Annotated in this window: 17 protein-coding genes; 5 read left to right on the forward strand and 12 right to left on the reverse strand. The window is 71.4% G+C overall.

The genetic code is table 11. From position 1 onward, the window contains the following. Positions 1-190: 190 nt before the first annotated feature. The 9 genes from ACFW6B_RS37480 to ACFW6B_RS37520 all read right to left on the reverse strand — a co-directional run bounded on the left by ACFW6B_RS37480 (position 191) and on the right by ACFW6B_RS37520 (position 9,063). Complete coding sequence (locus ACFW6B_RS37480; RefSeq protein ID WP_386603669.1) at positions 191-733, reverse strand: GNAT family N-acetyltransferase; 543 nt, start codon at positions 731-733, stop codon at positions 191-193. Between the two features lie 94 nt (positions 734-827). Next, positions 828-1,718, reverse strand: a complete 891-nt coding sequence (locus ACFW6B_RS37485; RefSeq protein WP_386603671.1) for a GNAT family N-acetyltransferase — start codon at positions 1,716-1,718, stop codon at positions 828-830. Positions 1,719-1,789: 71 nt separating this feature from the next. Continuing rightward, the gene (locus ACFW6B_RS37490) at positions 1,790-2,107 is read right to left on the reverse strand and encodes a hypothetical protein (RefSeq protein WP_386603673.1); all 318 of its coding nucleotides are present in this window, start codon (positions 2,105-2,107) and stop codon (positions 1,790-1,792) included. Between the two features lie 241 nt (positions 2,108-2,348). Further along, complete coding sequence (locus tag ACFW6B_RS37495; protein ID WP_386603675.1) at positions 2,349-3,368, reverse strand: 3-oxoacyl-ACP synthase III family protein; 1,020 nt, start codon at positions 3,366-3,368, stop codon at positions 2,349-2,351. Further along, entirely contained in the window at positions 3,365-4,018 is a 654-nt protein-coding gene (locus ACFW6B_RS37500; protein WP_386603677.1) for an SRPBCC family protein, read from the reverse strand. The genes ACFW6B_RS37495 and ACFW6B_RS37500 overlap by 4 nt, the downstream gene beginning before the upstream one ends. Beyond that, positions 3,990-5,888 carry a thiamine pyrophosphate-binding protein gene (locus ACFW6B_RS37505; protein ID WP_386603679.1) on the reverse strand — a complete coding sequence of 633 codons (1,899 nt, stop codon included), beginning with the start codon at positions 5,886-5,888 and terminating at the stop codon, positions 3,990-3,992. Before ACFW6B_RS37505 ends, ACFW6B_RS37500 begins: the two co-directional genes overlap by 29 nt. Beyond that, the gene (locus ACFW6B_RS37510) at positions 5,885-6,901 is read right to left on the reverse strand and encodes a GlxA family transcriptional regulator (protein ID WP_386603681.1); all 1,017 of its coding nucleotides are present in this window, start codon (positions 6,899-6,901) and stop codon (positions 5,885-5,887) included. Before ACFW6B_RS37510 ends, ACFW6B_RS37505 begins: the two co-directional genes overlap by 4 nt. A 208-nt stretch (positions 6,902-7,109) precedes the next feature. Next, positions 7,110-7,739, reverse strand: coding sequence for a class I SAM-dependent methyltransferase (locus tag ACFW6B_RS37515; protein ID WP_386603683.1), 630 nt, complete (start codon positions 7,737-7,739; stop codon positions 7,110-7,112). A 115-nt stretch (positions 7,740-7,854) separates the two neighbouring features. After that, positions 7,855-9,063: a globin domain-containing protein gene (locus tag ACFW6B_RS37520; RefSeq protein WP_386603685.1), complete on the reverse strand. Its 1,209-nt coding sequence runs from the start codon at positions 9,061-9,063 to the stop codon at positions 7,855-7,857. 429 nt (positions 9,064-9,492) lie between these two features. Here ACFW6B_RS37520 and ACFW6B_RS37525 point away from each other — a divergent pair, with 429 nt between their 5' ends. The 3 genes from ACFW6B_RS37525 to ACFW6B_RS37535 all read left to right on the forward strand — a co-directional run bounded on the left by ACFW6B_RS37525 (position 9,493) and on the right by ACFW6B_RS37535 (position 11,705). Further along, positions 9,493-10,173 carry a DUF4328 domain-containing protein gene (locus tag ACFW6B_RS37525; RefSeq protein WP_386603687.1) on the forward strand — a complete coding sequence of 227 codons (681 nt, stop codon included), beginning with the start codon at positions 9,493-9,495 and terminating at the stop codon, positions 10,171-10,173. Between the two features lie 250 nt (positions 10,174-10,423). Next, positions 10,424-11,179, forward strand: a complete 756-nt coding sequence (locus ACFW6B_RS37530; protein ID WP_386603689.1) for a tetratricopeptide repeat protein — start codon at positions 10,424-10,426, stop codon at positions 11,177-11,179. A gap of 175 nt (positions 11,180-11,354) precedes the next feature. Beyond that, complete coding sequence (locus ACFW6B_RS37535; protein WP_386603691.1) at positions 11,355-11,705, forward strand: PRC-barrel domain containing protein; 351 nt, start codon at positions 11,355-11,357, stop codon at positions 11,703-11,705. Positions 11,706-11,770: 65 nt separating this feature from the next. Here ACFW6B_RS37535 and ACFW6B_RS37540 read toward each other — a convergent pair whose 3' ends face one another. After that, complete coding sequence (locus ACFW6B_RS37540) at positions 11,771-13,078, reverse strand: phosphatase PAP2 family protein (RefSeq protein WP_386603731.1); 1,308 nt, start codon at positions 13,076-13,078, stop codon at positions 11,771-11,773. A 343-nt stretch (positions 13,079-13,421) separates the two neighbouring features. Here ACFW6B_RS37540 and ACFW6B_RS37545 point away from each other — a divergent pair, with 343 nt between their 5' ends. Then, positions 13,422-14,219 carry a class I SAM-dependent methyltransferase gene (locus ACFW6B_RS37545; RefSeq protein WP_386603693.1) on the forward strand — a complete coding sequence of 266 codons (798 nt, stop codon included), beginning with the start codon at positions 13,422-13,424 and terminating at the stop codon, positions 14,217-14,219. Positions 14,220-14,253: 34 nt separating this feature from the next. Here ACFW6B_RS37545 and ACFW6B_RS37550 read toward each other — a convergent pair whose 3' ends face one another. Then, entirely contained in the window at positions 14,254-15,282 is a 1,029-nt protein-coding gene (locus ACFW6B_RS37550) for a DUF6745 domain-containing protein (protein ID WP_386603695.1), read from the reverse strand. Between the two features lie 87 nt (positions 15,283-15,369). Continuing rightward, the gene (locus ACFW6B_RS37555) at positions 15,370-15,696 is read right to left on the reverse strand and encodes a hypothetical protein (protein ID WP_386603697.1); all 327 of its coding nucleotides are present in this window, start codon (positions 15,694-15,696) and stop codon (positions 15,370-15,372) included. Positions 15,697-16,044: 348 nt separating this feature from the next. On the opposite strand from ACFW6B_RS37555, the gene ACFW6B_RS37560 reads away from it, so the two are divergent. Next, on the forward strand, positions 16,045-17,013 hold the full coding sequence (locus ACFW6B_RS37560) for an STM4015 family protein (RefSeq protein ID WP_386603699.1): 969 nt from the start codon (positions 16,045-16,047) through the stop codon (positions 17,011-17,013). Positions 17,014-17,025: the final 12 nt, after the last annotated feature.

The raw sequence follows: 17,025 nt of genomic DNA on the forward strand, positions 1-17,025 counted from the left end.
TTACGCTGTGTCACGCTTGACGCGCTGGGACATGCATGCTCGCCGCAAAGACCGCCTCGTCATCGATGTCGGCCACGCCACCGCCCGCTCCCCACGGCAAGCGCAACGACCAACTGGCCATGCAGGGAATGGTGTTGGACAACACTCCCTCAGCTGGACACCCACCGAGTGCCCCGGGAAGTTCCCGCTGTCACGGGCGGCTCAGGCCCCACGTCTGCAGGGAGAAGGGGCGTCCCTTCTCCTCGCCGGTGATCAGCGGCACGTCGAGGAGGGTGAAGCCCGCCCTGGTGGCCACGGCGACGCTGGCGGCGTTCTCGGCCTCCAGCTCCAGGATCACCCGCTCGGCGCCCATCCGCTCGAACGCGTACGCCGCCATCACCCGTACCGCCCGCACCGCCAGCCCCTGACCGCGGTGCGCCGGGCCGACCGCGTAGCCGATCTCCATGCCCTCGGGGGCGCGCCGCAGCATCACCTCGCCGAGGGGCGCTCCGCCGTCGACCGTGATCGCGAGCAGGATGACGGTGCCCTGCGCGCGCATCTCCCGGTCCCGGTCCAGACGTGCGCGGGCGGCGGCTTCGTCGAAGGGGGAGACGAGCGGTGTCCAGTACGCGATGTCGGGGTGGTCGAACAGTTCCGGCATCGCGGTCAGGTCGGCCTCCGTCCAGTCACGAAGGACGAGCCCCTGCCCCGTGAGCTCGATCCGTTCGGGAAACGACGACGTGGTGCTGCTCATGGTGCGGGACCTCCCTGGCCGGTTCGGAACGAGGCAGGATAACCGGGGCCCTGGAGAGCGCCTCCGGCCGGACGGCCCTTCAGCCGGGCAGTCCTCAGCCGGAGAAGGCGTATCCGGTGAAGTCGGTGACCGGGACGTATCCGATGCGCTGGTAGAGGGCGTTGCTGGTCGTGTTGGCCGGGTTCGTGAACAGCACGACCTCCGTCGCGCCCGCGGCCAGCGCGGCCCGGGTGACCTCGACCGTCACGGCGCCCGCGTAGCCGCGCCCCCGGAGGCCGGCCGGCGTGTAGACGGGATCCACCCGGACCTGGCCGCCGACCAGCGGGTTCGCGCCCGCCATGGAGACGGGTGTGCCGTCAGGGGTCTCCCAGTAGGTGTAGCGCTTCTCGGCGAAGCGCGTGCCGGCCCAGGACTCGGCGGTTATGGTGACGGCCTCCCCGACGTCCGCGGCGAACTCCCGGCACCAGCTCATCACGTGCTCGTGGTCCCGCTCGCCCGCCTGGCGGCCCCGGCCCTGCGGCGCCGGCTCGGGCGGAGTGAGCGTGCCGAGCCGGTAGAGGCGGCCCCACCAGTCGCGTACCGGCGCCGCGCCCTGGTGCCGCCGCCACGCCTCGGCGAAAACCGCGGCGGTGTCCTGGTCCGCGGTGACGCCGGAGATCCGGTGACCGAGCCGGGTCAGCCGGGCGGCGAGGGTGTCGGCCTGCTCGGGGGCGAGCGGCGTGGCGGTCAGACGGCCCCGCGCGGTGCGGTACGCGATGGCCCGGACCTCGCCCCCTGACTCCAGGCGGCCGAAGACGGTGGCCTCGGCACCATGTGCGTTCACGCCGTGTGCGTTCACGCCGTGTGCGTTCGCCCCATGCGCCTGCATCTTCGCGAGCGTTGTCAGGGGTGTGTTGTGCATGACGGGACGCGAGCGCAGGAAGTCTCCTGTTCGGGCGAGGAATTCGTCCATGTCCTGGGTGAAGTGCCAGTCGTCGAGGCTCATGCCCCATGATCTCCGGTCTCTTCGGCCCGGGGAAGCCCGCGTCCCGCCCCACGACGCCGCCGCGGCCGGTGTCACAGGGTGTGGTGCAGCCAGCGCTGCAGGACCTCGTTGACGTCCGCGGGAAGGGCGCTGATCTGGTCGATGACCGCGCGGTCCTCGGGCATCGGGGGGATGCCGGCGGCGGTGAGGGTCGCGTGCAGGGCCAGGCGCCTCTGGTCCTGCGGGTCGAGGGTGTGGCCGAGGCGGTCGGCGGGGTCGGGGGGCGCCAGCAGGAAGTCGCCGTCGTCGCGGGGCCGCGCCTGAGCGGGCGCGGCGGTGTCACGAGGGTGCACGGCGTAGGGGTCGACGAAGGCGCCGGAACCGAGGGCCTCGCTGCTCCAGGGGGTCATCTCTGTCTCCTCACCGATGAGTTGTGAACCACCTGTCCAGATCACCGCGAGGCCCCCTTCGGTTGCGTTCACCGCCGAACGTCACGCTGACGGCGTCATCGGCGGCTGATCACCTCGTACGACGGGCAGACGGTGTACTACGGGCAGACGGCCGTCGGCGCTTCGAGGCCCCGCCCCGTGACCGGACCCGCCCAGCCCGGACCAGCCCGGCCATGCCTTGTCCTGACCTGCCCGCCTGAAGTCACCCTCGTCCGCCGGACCAGCGCACGGCGGCGGCCCCGGCGAAGTCGCCGGCGTGGGCGAAGCCGCCCAGCACCACGAGGTCGCCGTCCTTCACCCGGCCCGAGGCGAGGGCGTGGTCCAGGGTGACCGGGATCGCCGCTCCGAACAGGTTGCCGTACCGGTCGAAGGTGTTCAGGTGCCGCTCGGCGGGCAGTTGCAGCGCCTCCGTCCAGTTGCGCAGGAAGGTGCGGTTCGGCTGGTTGGTGACGAGGGCGTCGATGTCGCCGGTCTCCACTCCGAGCCGTCGGCACAGGTCCGTGACCACCTCCGGGACCAGCCGGTTTCCGCGTGCCAGCACCTTGGCGACGCTCGCGTCGGTGAACCCGATCCGGAGCTGGGACTCCCCCGGCTCCCAGTACTTGCGGCCGTCGTCGGCCGCCACGGTCATGTCGCCGGCGAACTCGCCGATGTGCCGGGTCTCCACGTCGAGGACCGGGGACCCGGCCGACGTCGTCACCCATCCCACACCGCAGCCGTCGCCCGGGATCGCGGCCTGTGCGAGCCGGCGCACTTCGGACTGGGTGAAGCACTGACCGGCGGCGCTCTGCGCGTTGCAGATCAACGCGGTCCTCGCGTCGGTGGTGGTGAGGATCTGCCGGGCCAGCTTCAGCATGTACACGAAAGAGGCGCAGCCCGCGTTGGCCACGTCGACGAGCCACTCCGGGTTCAGGCCCAGTCTGCGTGCCACTTCGGTGCCCGCGCCGACGAACGGCAGGTCCGGGAGCTGGCTGTGCACCAGCAGGACGTCGACGCCCCGGATCTCGTCCCTGCCGTGCCGTTCGATCAGGGGCTGCACGGCGCGTTCGATCATGTCCGTGTTGGTCTCGTCCGCGGCGACGTGGTGGCGTGCCGGCGGGGCCTTGAACATGGGGTTGTCGCGGAGCTTGTCCTCGGCTCCGGGGTACTCGGTGTAGAACTCCGCCGGGACCGGATCACCCGGGAGGTAGCCCGCTACGTCGGTGAGGCTGACCGTCGTCACCGCGCCACCGCCCTGACGGGAGGCACGCTGACCGGCTGACCGTTGCGGTGGCGGTGTTCCAGGATCGCCTTGAGGTTGTTCATCTCCACGGTGTGGCCCGCATAGAACAGGTCCCAGTAGTCGCCCACCCAGGGCCGGTCGGGGCGGGGAGCGAGACCGGGGTGCGGGTTCGTGTCGTAGTAGGGGTGACGGCAGTTGGTCCAGGTGATCACCGACCCCGGTCTGCCGAGCACGAGCGGGGCCGGTACGACACGCATCAGGTAGATCATCCACAGCTTGTCGCCCTGGTCCCAGGAGCAGTGGTAATCCACCGTCATGGCCTCGGGGTTGGCGACGGTCCTGCAGTAGATCCTGGTGTCGTCCTCCAGCCGGTCGCGGCCGACCCACAGGCCCGGTGTGCCGGAGGGGGCGAAGTCCCGCAGGCTGCAGGTCCATTCCTCCAGGTGGTGGCCCTGGCGGAGGTAGTCGTAGGTCAGTTCCGGCGGGCAGTCGACGTACTCGTGGATGGTGCAGTACTGCCCGTAGACCTGGTGGTGGGGGTAGACGGAGTGGGTCAGCTCCACGCAGTGCGCGGTCAGTTCGTCCCTGCCCGGGTTCTCGATCCGCATCAGGCCCGGGATGTCAGCCGGCGCGGACGGCTCGTCGCTCATCTGAGTTCTTCCTGTTGTCGGAGGGTTCGGCACGGTCGGGGTGTTCAGCGCGGTCGGAGGGTTCGGCGGGCGCGGCCCCTTCGGGACGGCCCGCGCCGCCCGTGGCTTCGGCGAAGGGCTGGAAGGGGAGGAACGGGGGGATCTCCTTCGGGTCGCAGTCCAGGGCCACGAAGGCGGGCCCCGCGCCCGCGTTGCCGCGCAGCAGCGCCTCCCGGAGCTGGACCGCGCTCTCCGCACCGGTCACGTCGAGGGACGGGAAGGCGGCGGCCACCCCGGCGGCGATGTCGGTCCGGCCGAACGTGTCGTCGTCGCGGCCACCGCCCTGGAGGAACTCCTCGCGCAGCGCGCACATGGCGTGGGCGTTGTTGTTGAAGACGACGAAGGTGACGGGCGCCGAGTGCTCCACGGCGGTGTGCACTTCCGCGCCGTGCATGAAGAAGGCCCCGTCACCGGCGAGCACGTAGGTGCGCCGCCCGGTGGCGAGCGCGGCGCCGATGCCCACGCCGAAGGTGTAGCCCATGCCCCCCATGCCGAGCGCCACCACGAACCGGCCGTGGCGCGGTGCCGGGAGGAGGTGGACCGCGCTGGCACCGGTGTTGCCCGCGTCCACGAAGACGTGCGCGTCCTCGGGCAGCGCCGCCTCCACCGCCGCGATGGCCTGGGGATACGGGACCGTCGCTCCGCGGGCGGCCGGGGAGTCCGGGCCCGCCGCGGTGGCCGGGAGGGGGCCGGGCTGCGGTGGGCAGGCACGCGGGTCCGGCGCGATCCGGCCGGTCACCGCGCGCAGCGCGTCCCTCAGGTCCCCGCCCAGCGCCGTCCCCGCCACGAACGGCTTCTCGGGATCCAGGCACACGACGTCGGTGGCGGCGAGGGCCCGCTCCAGCCCGCCGCGCGCCAGGAGCGGCAGCCGTGTGCCGACCAGCAGGCACACGTCGGCCCGCCGCAGACAGTGTTCGACGTTGGCGTGGCCCATCACCCCGGCCACGCCCGCGAACCGCGGATCACGGTTGTCGAACACGTCCTTGGCGTCCGGGGTGACCGCGACCCACGCCCCGAGGTTCCGGGCCAGTACGGACAGTTCCGCACGTGCGTCCGCTGCGGCGACGCCCTCACCGGCGATGACGAGGACGGTGTCCGCGCCACGGAGGACGTCCGACACCTCGGTGAGGGCGGCCTGCGAGAACCCGGCCGGCGCCGGCACGCCCCCTGCCCGTGTGCCCCTCGCCGGTACGACCCCGGAGCGCGCGGCCTCCGCTCGCGTGATCCCTGTTCGCCCCGCCCCCGCCGGCGCCGGAGCGCGGCCGGGTGTCCGTATGCGCGCCTGTTGTACGTCCTTGGGCAGCAGCAGGACCGCGGGACCGCGCGGCTCGGTCCGCGCCGCCGCCATCGCCCGCGGCAGCAGTTCGACGAGCGAGTCCGCGTCCTCGACCCGGGCGCAGAACCGGGAGATCGGGGTGAAGACCTCGCCCGCGTCGAAGGAGTCCCCCTTGCCGCTGGTGTCCTGGAACGCGCCGTGCCCCTCCTGGACCGTCGGCGGCTGGCCCACGAGGGCGAGCAGCGGCACCCGGGAGGCGTACGCCTCCGCGAGGCCCGGCACCAGGTTCATCGCGCCACCGCCCGAGGTGGCGGCGACGACCCCGAGGCGCCCGGTGGTCCGGGCGTATCCGTCGGCCATGGTGACGGCCGAGAACTCGTGCTTGGCGACCACGCCGCGAACGGCTCCGCCGCGGTGCACGGCGTCGTACAGGTCCTCGATGTTCGCTCCGCCGACCCCGAACATGTGGGTGACTCCGGCCCGGGCGAGCTCGTCGGCCAGGTAGTCGGCCATACGCGTCGTCCCGGTTCCGGGTACGTCCGCCGTCGTGGTCATACGGGGCTCCCGTCCCTCTCGTGGTGCCGGTCGACGAGGCCGGACGGCGTGACGATCTGGAAGCGGTGCCGGTATTCCTTCGGGGTGAGTCCGAGGGTCCGCCCGAAGGAGCGGAAGAACGTCTCGGGGGCGCCGAACCCGCAGCGGCCCGCTATCTGGCTGATCGGCAGGTCGGTCGTCTCCAGCAGTTCGCGGGCGCGGGCGATCCGGGTGCGCTGGACGTACTGACCGGGGGTCGTACCCACCTCTCGCCGGAAGACCCGGGCGAAGTTGCGCGGACTCATGTTGGCCCGCTCGGCCATCTCGGCCACGGGTAACGGGTTGTGGAGGTTCTCCAGAATCCACTCCTGCGCCGTCCGGATCGGCGGATGGTCCGCCAACTGGGCGTCCAGCAAGGCGCTGAACTGGGACTGGCCTCCGTGCCGCTTGAGGAAGAGGACCAGGAACCGTGCCGTCTCCAGGGCGAGTGCCGCTCCGTGGTCGGCCTCCACCAGGGCGAGTGCCATGTCGATCCCGGTCGACACGCCCGCCGAGGTGACGAAGGGACCGTCCCAGACGAAGATCGGCTCGGTGTCCACCGTGACCGCCGGATAGCGGCCGGCCATCGTCTCGCCGTACGCCCAGTGCGTGGTGGCGCGTCTGCCGTCCAACAGGCCGGCCTCGGCCAGCAGAAAGGATCCGCCACACACGGAGGCGACCCTGCGCGACCGGGCCGCCGCCGCACCGATCCACGAGACCAGCACCTGGTCCCGCAGCGCCTCGCCGACACTCCATCCCCCCGGCACGAGGAGCGTGTCGACCTGCCCTTGTCCCGCTTCCAGGGGCAGCGCCTCCACGCTCACCCCTGAACTCGTCCGCACCAGGGGCGCGTCGGCGGAGACCAGCTCGATCCGGTAAGGGGCTGCCCCCGGGCCGAGGAGCCGGTTGGCGATGTCGAACACTTCGATCGGCCCGGTGATGTCCAGCGCCATGGAACCCGCGTACACCACCACAACAACACGTCGCTCTGACACGGTCACAGCCTGTATCGGATCTCCGACTGACCGCAATGACAGATCATTGACGCATCCGGCCAACGGGCGTACGTCCGAGGCGGGTCACGGGCCGCTGGCCAGGCGGTTCGCGCACGACCGCCGGTCCCGGCGGGTGAGGCAACTCACAGGCACGGGGGTGGCCGCCCCCGGTCCGGAGCCCGGGGTGTCCCGGACCGCGGACCGCGGCTCAGGGGAGGCGGACCAGCAAGTGGGCGTCGAGGAAGCCCCGTTCGGAGACCGGGTCGTGGAGGAGCCGGGCGACCTCGACGAACCCGGCCCCCGTCAGCAGGCCGGCGAACCGGTCGGCCGGCCAGCTGTAGGCGGGCGCCACCTTGTGGTCGAAGCGGACCGGCTCCGACCCCTCCGTCCCGAAGAACGAGACCAGGAGCAGACCCCCCGGCGCCAGGACACGCACCTGCTCGGCGAGCAGCGCGGGCAGTTCCCCGGGCGGGGTGTGGATCATCGAGTAGTGGGACAGCACCCCGCCGAGCGCGCCGTCCTCGACCGGCAGCGCCTCCATGCGCGCCTCGTCGAACCGCAGTACCGGATGGGCGCGGCGGGCGTGGTCGACCATCGCCGGGGAGAGGTCGAACCCGGAGGCGTCCAGCCCCAGCCCGTGCAGCATGGCCGTCAGATGGCCGGGCCCGCACCCGACGTCGGCCGTCCGCACGTTCCCCGTGTCGCGCACCAGCTCGGCGAAGGCGCCGAGCATGGCCCGCGCGAACGGCCGCGTCTCCAGCCGGTCGGCGAACAACGACGCGTACAACTCGACGACGCCGTCGTAGGCCGCCCTGGTCTCGTCCTGGTGTTCCGTCATTCGCGAGACCGTAACACCCTTGCTGTCCAAGGGAGTTGCCCGAAGACGCTCACGGCCGGCCGCTGTGCGGCGCCTGTGTACGGCTGACGGGGCCGGCCGGTTCGAGGGGGCGTCGTCAGTCGAGGTCCGCCTGCCAGAGGTCCGGGCCGAACACCTCGTACTGGATGTCCTGCGGCGCGACGCCGCGTCCGAGCAGCGCGCTCCGCAGTGGCTGCATGAAGGCCAGCGGCCCGCACATGTAGTACACGGCGTCGTCCGGCAGATCGACGTGGGAGAGGTCCATCATCCCCTCGAAGCAGCCCTTCACGGGCTCGTTGGTCCGCGCGCCCTTCTCGTACCAGAGGTACATCTCGGCGTTCCGCAGTTCGAGTACGTCGCTGACCACCTGGCGGCGCAGCGCGAACGACGCCTCGTCGAGGTCGGCGTGCAGCACGGTGATCGGCAGCCGGGACTCGGCCTCGACGAGGTGGGAGAGCATTCCGGCCATGGGGGTGATCCCGATGCCCGCCGTGGCGAACACCACCGGCCGTCCCGAGTCGTCGAGCACGACATCGCCGTAGGGCAGCGACAGGGTGAGGACGTCGCCCACGTCGACGGTGTCGTGCAGGAGGGCGGACACCTCTCCCTCGGGCTCGCCGTTGCCGCGTACCCGCTTGACCGAGAACTGACGGTGTTCGCCGTCGTCGGCCCGGGTCAGGCTGTACTGGCGCGGCTGGCGCACCCCGTCGGGCATGTCGATCAGCACGGTGACGTACTGGCCGGGGAGCGAGGTCGTCACCAGACGGTCGTCCACCCGCTTGAGCACGAACGTCACGACGTCCCGGGTCTCCCTGATCTTCTTCTCGACCTCCCACTTGCGCCAGACCGTCTCGGGTGTCACCCCGCGCGCGCTGTAGAGGCCGCGTTCCTGGTTGATCAGGGCGTTCGCCATCAGCCAGTAGACCTCGTCCCAGGCCGCGGCGACCTCCGGGGTGACCGCGTCGCCCAGGACGTCGACGATGGCCCACATCAGGTTGTCGTGGACGGTCTGGTACTGGTCCGGACGGATCCCCAGAGACGCGTGCTTGTGCGCGATGCGCTTCAGCAGGTGTTCGGGGGTCCGCTGCGGAGTGCTCACCAGCCCGCTCGCGAACGCCGCCACGGATCCGGCGAGTGCCTGCTGCTGCTCTCCGTGGGCCTGGTTCCCCCGGTTGAAGACCCCGTCCAGGAGCTCGGGGTGGTTGGCGAACATGTGACGGTAGAAGCGCTGGGCGATCTCACCGATGTGTTCGCCGACGACGGGCAGCGTCGCCGTGATGATGGGCTGAGACGTGTTCGAGAGCATGACGCGTATCTCCAGCGCGGGCGAGGTGCGGGGCGGGCATCGGGCGGCCACGGCATCGTCCGGCGGCGGTCGGGGCGCTCCGCCCGCACGGACACCGGGGCCGCCGTCCTGGGGGAGCCGATCGCCGGAAGCGCGCCGCGGCGCCCGCGCTCCACGCTAGGAGGGGACCGCGCCCCTCGCACCCGCTGTTCCTGCATCGGTGGGCTTCGCCATGGATCGTCGGGGGTGCGGGACCCGGTCCGGGAGTCCGGGGGCCCGGGAGTCCGGGAGTCCGGGAGTCCGGGAGTCCGGGAGTCCGGGAGTCCGGGAGTCCGGGAGTCCGGGGGCGTCGAAGGCGGTTCGGCGGAGAACCGCGGCTTCCTCTCTCCACGGGTTAGGATCGCCCGCCGACCTGCGGAAAGTCCGAACAGCGGCTTGCGGAGGTGTGTCGTGGACAGAGCGGTGAAGCCGCTGGGCGGGCCGGCCCTGTGGACCTGCGGCGTGCTCACCGCATACACCCTGCTGACCGGGGCGACCGGGCTGGCCGCATGGCACAAGCACCAGGTCCTGTCGGCGTCGTCCGCACGGTCCCACCTCGATGACGCCGAGGCGCTGCGTCTGCTCGACGCCGACATGTGGTTCGGGAACCTGCTGGGCTGGTGGCAGGCCATGACCGTGGCGGCGGTGCTTCTCCTGATGCTCTGGATGACCGGCATGCGCGGCATCGCGGAACGGCTCTGGCCCGAGGGGCAGCGTCGCCACCGCGCCTGGCTGTTCTTCGGATGGGTGCTCCCGGGTGCCAACCTGTTCGTCCCCAAGATGATCGTCAATGACCTGTGGGCGGCCGCCGAACCCGGTCCGCGGCGCCCGCGCGGCCATCACCTGCTCACCGTCTGGTGGCTCCTCGTCCTCGCCGCCGGCACGGAGGGCGGCAAGGGCCTGTCCGCGATGAAGCAGGCGGACACCACGTCACAGACCGGCCAGGCCCTGGAACAGGTGATGCTGGGCGGTGGTCTGTGCGTCTGTGCCGCCGTGCTGTCCATGTGCGTCGTCCGGCAGCTCAGCCGCAGGTTGCGGAACGCCCTGCGGACGGCCTCCGCGCAGGGGGCGGACCCGACGCCGTCGGCATGATCCGGACCTGCCTACCCCAACATCTGTCACTGCCGCTGAAATCGGGCCATAGTGGCGATCGATGCCGCACAACGGGCGGATCTTCGGGCAACCCGGCCTACGATTGTGCCGGTTGACGAGCCGTACCATCTGCTGAGGCCCCGGCCTGCCGGGACGACGCACGGGAACGGCTGGAACACCGGCCGACGGCCGACTTGTCCCCGTCGTCGAGCCCCGCCTCCTCGCGAGGCGGTGGAACGACGAGCCCCACGTGTCCGCCGGGGCAGGCCACGACGCGAAAGGCAGCGACATGGTGCAGTGGCAGGGGACCAACTTCACCGTGGACGGGCACGAGCCGACCGGTGCCGAGGAGTACTACCGGATCGGCCTGCACTGCTGGAACAGCGGGCAGCACCCCGGCGCGGAGGTCCACTTCCTGGAAACCGCGGCGGCCACCGGCCACAGTGCCGCGATCGAACTGCTGGGGCACATCGACTACACCCAGGGGCGGTACGCGAGCGCGGTACCACGGCTGCGGCACAGCAGTGGTTCACCGCGAGCGGCCTTCTACCTCGCCTCGCTGTACCACCACGGCTGCCCGCAAGCGGGCATCGTCGAGTCGCTGGACGAAGCGGCCGGCTGGTACCGCAGATCGGCAGAACTGGGCGAGCCCGAAGCGATGCTCGTCCTGGGCGACCTGTACCTGGAACAACTCATTCCGGCCACTCGGACCCCGGCGGAACACGCCCTGGAGTGCTTCCTCGCCGCCGCCACGCGCAGCCACCCCTACGCCCAGTACCGCGCCGCGGAGATCTACCGCGCCCTCTACCAGGACAACGAGCGGGCCGCCGTGATGTACCAGTCCTGTGTGGACAACCCCATGACCGCGCGGCACGCCCTGGGGTCGATGATGACGCTTCAGAGCCAGGCGCACCTGCGGGAGATAGCGGCCCTCAGGTCGGCCCGCCGGCTCCAGCAGCGACGTGACACCGTCAACCCCGCGCAGCGGCGGAGCGACTTCTCCTGACATCGCCGCTCCCGGGAATCGCGCCCCGGCACGGGCGCGGGACGATCGGGGTTCCGGCAGGTCCGGGAGGTCCCGTCCGTCATCCCGCGCCGGCTTCGTCTAACGTGGATGACGCCTGCGCGACTCCCCTGTTCCGCTGCGGGCGAGCGAGGGTTTCTCGATGAGGGAGCCGGTCATGACTGACAGCATCTGGGGCTACCATCCGGCCACCGGGCACGTGGCGGGCACGGATCTGGTCGGGTACAAGGTCAAGGCCGTCGACGGCGCCATCGGCAAGGTCGACAGGCATTCGGACGACGTCGACTCCTCGTATCTCGTCGTCGACATCGGCGTGTGGATCTTCGGCAGGCACGTCCTGCTGCCGGCCGGCACCGTGGAACGGGTCGACCGGGCCGAGCGGACGGTCCACGTCTCGCTCACCCAGGAGCAGATCAGGGAATCACCCGAGTTCGACAGTGCCAGACACGTCGGGGACGCCGACTACCACGAGTCGGTCGGCGACTACTACCAGAGCCACCGCGCCTGACCCGCCCCGGGAGGGGGCCGGCGGTCCGGCCCCCTCCCCCCGCTCCGACGGCGGGTACGGAGCGGTCACGCCCGCGCGAGTTGCGGTTCAGGCTGCTGCACGGGTTCGGCCTGCGGATTCCACTGCCGGACGGTCCGCAGATACACGTAGATCACGGAAGCCAGCGCCAGCAGGAGAAGCGGTCCGAACACCCAGGGGTACCTGGCCATCTCCACCGACAGATAGCGGTACGACGTCACGAGCGCGACGAAGACCACGGAGCCGTAGGCGACCAGCGCGGCTCCCGAGCGGTCCCATCCCCGGGCGAACGAGCGCATGGTCGCCTCGATCGTGAGCGCGAACACCACACCGGCGATGAGGTCCGCGCCGTAGTGGTAGCCGAATCCGAGCGTGGCCACGAGCGTGCCGGTCAGCCAGAACGTGCCCGCGTTCCGCAGGAGCCGGGAGCCCTCGCGGGTGTGGATGAAGAGCGTGGTGGCCCAGGCCGTGTGGAGGCTGGGCATGCAGTTGCGTGGAGTGATCTCGTCGAACGGCATCGCGTGCGGGGTACCGACCGGCAGCGGGGTCTGCGGCCACAGGTTGGCCGCCGCCCACTGCCCGCCTTCGGCGCCGTAGGCGAAGATCGGCCCGACCACCGGGAAGATCATGTAGACGGCGGGCCCGACCAGTCCGATGGCCAGGAAGGTGCGCACCAGGTGATGGGCCGGGAAACGGCGCTCCTGGGCCACGTGGCGCAGCTGGTAGAGCGCGAAGACGGCCGCGGCGAGCGGGAGCTGGCCGTAGACGAGGTGGATGGCGTGGTAGCCGATCGGGCCGGTGGCCTCGACGATCCGGCCCATCACCCACGACGGGTTGCCCAGCGCGTGGTCGGCCGTGGCGACGTACGCGTCGAGGACGGACGGGCGGGTCTCCGACGTGATCATCAGCCAGGTGTCGCCCGTCTTGTGACCGGCCACCAGGAGCAGTCCCAGTCCGACGCCCTTCAGGAGCAGGACGCGTTCCTTGCCGGTGCGGCGGGTGACGGCGATGAACGCATAGCCCAGGATCACCCACAAGGCTCCGTTGCCGAACATCATCTTGGCGTCGACGACCAGGCGCACCAGGAAGAAGACGACGTCGATGCCGGCCGCGATTCCCAGCGCGATGAACCGTTGCCGCCAGGAGAGGACGACCATCGTCAACGCCAGGCCGGCGTACAGCAGCGGCCCCGAGGTGGGGGTGAATATCACCTCTCGGGCCTGGTTGACGATCGGCCCGTGATCGCCGTAGTGACGCGCGATGATCTCCATCGCGACGAGGAACCCGAAGGTCACCACGCCCGCGACGGTCCCCAGGATTATCCGTGACCGGCGCCGCTCGTCGAATTCGGCTATGTTTTTTATTCGTGAAATTGCTCGTGATGTTATAGATATCAACTGTTTGGCCGATTTGTTTAGGTATTGGTCATGTGGCTCACCCTTCGCGCTAGACAGCGTGTTCTTCTAGTGAAGGACGGACGATCAGGGCAATCGTCGTGAGTTCGATCATGCTATGAGCGTTACAGGTGGGTTTCAAGGGCCACAGCCCGTACAAAGGTCGCCGGATCCCGCATGCGGCGATCTGCCGGGGAGCCCGAATTCTGCCATTCTGTCGGTAAATCGATCCTCGGCACACAGGGGTTCTCATGGCGTGGACAGGCGGCGGACCCCTCGCGGGACCAGGACCGGAGAGCCGGTCGTGAGCGGCTCCCCGGCCTCGGGCGGCCACTACGGAGAAGACCTGTTCGAGCCGGAGCATCCGCAGGAGGCCGAGCGCATCGACGCGGCGGCACTGGTCTACGACCCCGTCACCACGGACCGTCTGCACGCGCTGGCCGCCGCGCCGGGCGGCCGCTGCCTGGAGGTGGGAGCCGGGACCGGGACCGTGGTCCGCTGGCTGCTGGAGGCGGGAGCCGCGGAGGTGGTCGCGCTGGACCGCGACACCGGCGGCCTGGGGACCCTCGCGGGCCCGCGCGTCCAGGTGGTCACCGCCGATCTCCGGGACGAGGGCCTGGAGCTCGGCGGCTTCGACCTCGTCCACGCCCGGTTCGTCCTCATGCACCTGCCCGAACGCCGCCGACTCGTCTCACGTCTCGCGCGATGGCTGAATCCGGGCGGCTGGCTCGTGCTTGGCGACGCCGTGGAGGTACCGAATCCGCTGGACTCCGCATCGGCCTACCGGCGGACCATGGACGCCATGTGGCAGGCGCTGCGGTCGACCATCGGCACCGACACGTCGGACGTCCCGGCCTATCCGCACTTCCTGAGGGAGGAAGGACTCCGGAACGTCGCAGGCGAACTGGTCTGCCCACCACTGGTCCCCGGCGGCCCGCTGGCTCGCTTCTGGTCCGAGACGTGGAACCGGATGCGCCCCGCCCTGGAGGAAACCGGACGGGTCGACTCCGCCGTCATCGACGAGGCGGTGGCCTACCTGGCCTCACCCCGGCTCGCCGAACTCGGCCCCGGCATGATGACCGCCTGGGGGCAGCGTCCCTGAGCCCGGCCCTCCCTCGGGGGAGCGTCGGCCGTCCTCACGTCTGCCGGGACGGCTCGTACGCCTCGGCGGCGAGGCCGAACGTCCACGCCACTCCCTCACGAGCCGTACGGGTGGCCGGCGGGACGCGCAGCCAGTACGTACGGCTCGTGCCGTCGGGCTCGGGGGTCGAGTTGACGACCTCGACCATGACCACGTCCTCGTCCCCGGCCAGTTCGACCCGCCACAGCACACCCGTCTCGTCGCGGTGGACGGGAACGGCCCCCGACTCGTCCAGGTACCGGTCGTAGCCGTAGTACTCCAGCATCACCCGGCGCAGTTCGGCGTTCTCCTCGTCGCGTATCCGCTCGGGCGTCAGCGCGGTGAGTTCGTCGAGGAAGGTGCGCGGGACCGGCATCCCGCGCCACGCGTGGAGCTCGAAGCCGTCCGCGTAGCGCAGTGCCGGCCCGTCCCCCCGGTCCAGGCGTCCGGCCTCGTCGCGGTACAGGCTCAGCGGCCGCTCGCTGACGACCGCCACCTTCTCGTACGGCCACCACCAGCCCGCTTCGCGCGCCACCGCCGCGATCCCGGCCAGGGCACTCGCCCCGTCGGGGTCGAAGGCGCTCAGCCACGCCGCGTCGTGCTGGCCCAGGGTCGCGTCCAGGAGCAGCAATCGCACCCGGCTCTCCTCCCGCCGCCCGGTGGCGAGGTCCTCGACGATGCCCGCACGCACCCGGTCGGCCAGTGTGCGGGCCGACTCCCACAGGGCCGCGCCCGTGGCCCGCCAGTGTCCGCTCCAGCCCTCCGGTCCCAGCCGTTCGTGCGCACGCGCCCGCTCCTCGGCCCAGGGACCGGTGACGACGGCGTTCCGGACGCTGGGGCCGGTGTCGCCCAGCACCGCGCCGTCGACGGGCGCCGTGCCCATGAGCATGCGTACGGCCTCGTGCGGTGACCGCGCCCAGACGATGCGCTCGGGCCCGTCCAGCCCGGCCCTCCGATAGGCGAGCCTGACGCCCTCCTCGGCCGCCGCCCGGTCGGCCGCCCCCGTCCGCGTCGCGGTGGCACGCCAACTGCCCTGCTCCATCACACCGTTCCTCTCCGTTTTCCCCTCTGCCCGGGCGGCGGCGCGCGCCCGGAGACTGGTGCCGCGGCACCAGGACCGCCGGCGGACCCGTCAGTCGGCGACGATCCGCACCGAGCCCGGCACGTACTCGCGCTGCCGGATCACCCGGTACCACCCCTTGTGGAGGGAGATCGCCGCGTGCTCCTCGTGCACGAGCCGTGCCCCGTCGGGGACGTGCAGCAGCATCGGGCCGAACACCCCGCCCTCCCGTATCAGGCGCCCCGGACCGACCACGGCGTGGGCGTGCCCGGTGACCTCGCCGAGGGCCAGCACGAGTCGTCCGCGGCCGTCACGGGGCTCGGACGCCGCGTCGAGGACGTGGTCCGGCACCGCCTTCTCGTCCAACGGCACGATCAGCACGTCTCCTTGGCGGAACATGGGTCTCCCTCCCGGCACGGCACGGGATGTGCCATGGGAAAAACCGTAGAGGCGACCACTGACAACCGGCCCCTGACCACCCGCGCGCCCCCGGCGTCACCGGCCCCGGACCGGCCACGCACCCCCGGTGACCAGGTGGCGTGCCCCGCAGGGCCGGCCGTCGTCCCGGCCGGACCGCCCGGGGCCGTGCGCCCGTCGGCCGTTCCACCGCCTCCTGTCCACAGGTGCCGCCCCCGTTCGCCGTGATGTCAGTGGCTCTTGGTAGAAATCGTCTGTCTGGGTGCGGGCCGCGCGCTCCGGACTCGCCACCGTCGGTCCACCGGAATCAGCACGAAGGAGCGGGCGCGCATGACCGTCAACAGCCATCTCGAGGAATTCCACGGCCTGCCGGCCTTCACCTTCCCCGAGGCCGGCGACAAGTCGCCCCGGGCCACCTCGCTCCCCGCGCCCGAGACCGTCGCCTGGCGCGTCGCCGTGGACGCCTACGACAGCGAGGAGCCGTGGGAGGACGCCTTCGCGCGCTTCCTCGCCGCCGTGGACACGGAGCGGGTGCGGGCGCTGATCGTCGGCGCGTGGAGCGACGTCTACGACACGTCTCCCCACGCGGTGATCGACGCCCTGGTGGCAGCCCGCGACCGGCTGCCCGCGCTGCGCGCCCTGTTCCTCGCCGACATCGTGGGGGAGGAGTGCGAGATCTCCTGGATCGTCCAGGGGGATGTGTCGCCCCTCCTGGAGGCGTTCCCCTCGCTGACCGAATTCGGTGTGCGCGGCGGCAACGAGCTGGTCTTCCCCGCCGTCCGGCACGAGCGGTTGCGCACGCTGACCGTCGAGAGCGGCGGCCTGCCCGCCGAGGTGGTGCGCGGCATCGCCGCCAGCGACCTGCCCTCGCTGGTCGCGCTGGACCTGTGGCTCGGCACCTCCGAGTACGGCGGCGACGCCGACATCGCCGATCTGGAGCCGTTCTTCGCGGGCAGCCGCCTGCCCGGCCTGACCCGGCTGGCCCTGCGCAACAGCGAGATCCAGGACGCCATCTGCACGGCGCTGGCCTCGGCCCCGGTCGTGGCACGCCTCGAACACCTCGACGTCTCCATGGGCGTGCTCACCGACGACGGCGCGACGGCCCTGCTCTCCGGCCAGCCGCTGACTCACCTCAAGGTGCTCGACCTGCACCACAACTACCTCAGCACCGCGGTGCGGGCCCGCCTGCTGGAGACGCTGGAGGCCGCCGGCGTCGAGGTCCGCGCCGACGAGGACGACGCGGAGTCCGACGAGGAGGAGGACGGCACGGTGTGGCGTTTCGTCGCGGTGGGCGAGTAGCTCCGCGACGAA

Origin of the sequence: Streptomyces sp. NPDC058751 (assembly GCF_042746485.1) — a bacterium.
Classification (GTDB): domain Bacteria; phylum Actinomycetota; class Actinomycetes; order Streptomycetales; family Streptomycetaceae; genus Streptomyces.

What these genes read in the sequence shown, in the direction of transcription:
- ACFW6B_RS37480 (WP_386603669.1), bottom strand. Translation starts at nt 733, where the DNA reads ATGAGCAGCACCACGTCGTCGTTTCCCGAACGGATCGAGCTCACGGGG.
- ACFW6B_RS37505 (WP_386603679.1), bottom strand. Translation starts at nt 5,888, where the DNA reads ATGACCACGACGGCGGACGTACCCGGAACCGGGACGACGCGTATGGCC.
- ACFW6B_RS37535 (WP_386603691.1), top strand. Translation starts at nt 11,355, where the DNA reads ATGACTGACAGCATCTGGGGCTACCATCCGGCCACCGGGCACGTGGCG.
- ACFW6B_RS37560 (WP_386603699.1), top strand. Translation starts at nt 16,045, where the DNA reads ATGACCGTCAACAGCCATCTCGAGGAATTCCACGGCCTGCCGGCCTTC.
- ACFW6B_RS37520 (WP_386603685.1), bottom strand. Translation starts at nt 9,063, where the DNA reads ATGCTCTCGAACACGTCTCAGCCCATCATCACGGCGACGCTGCCCGTC.
- ACFW6B_RS37485 (WP_386603671.1), bottom strand. Translation starts at nt 1,718, where the DNA reads ATGAGCCTCGACGACTGGCACTTCACCCAGGACATGGACGAATTCCTC.
- ACFW6B_RS37555 (WP_386603697.1), bottom strand. Translation starts at nt 15,696, where the DNA reads ATGTTCCGCCAAGGAGACGTGCTGATCGTGCCGTTGGACGAGAAGGCG.
- ACFW6B_RS37515 (WP_386603683.1), bottom strand. Translation starts at nt 7,739, where the DNA reads ATGACGGAACACCAGGACGAGACCAGGGCGGCCTACGACGGCGTCGTC.
- ACFW6B_RS37500 (WP_386603677.1), bottom strand. Translation starts at nt 4,018, where the DNA reads ATGAGCGACGAGCCGTCCGCGCCGGCTGACATCCCGGGCCTGATGCGG.
- ACFW6B_RS37490 (WP_386603673.1), bottom strand. Translation starts at nt 2,107, where the DNA reads ATGACCCCCTGGAGCAGCGAGGCCCTCGGTTCCGGCGCCTTCGTCGAC.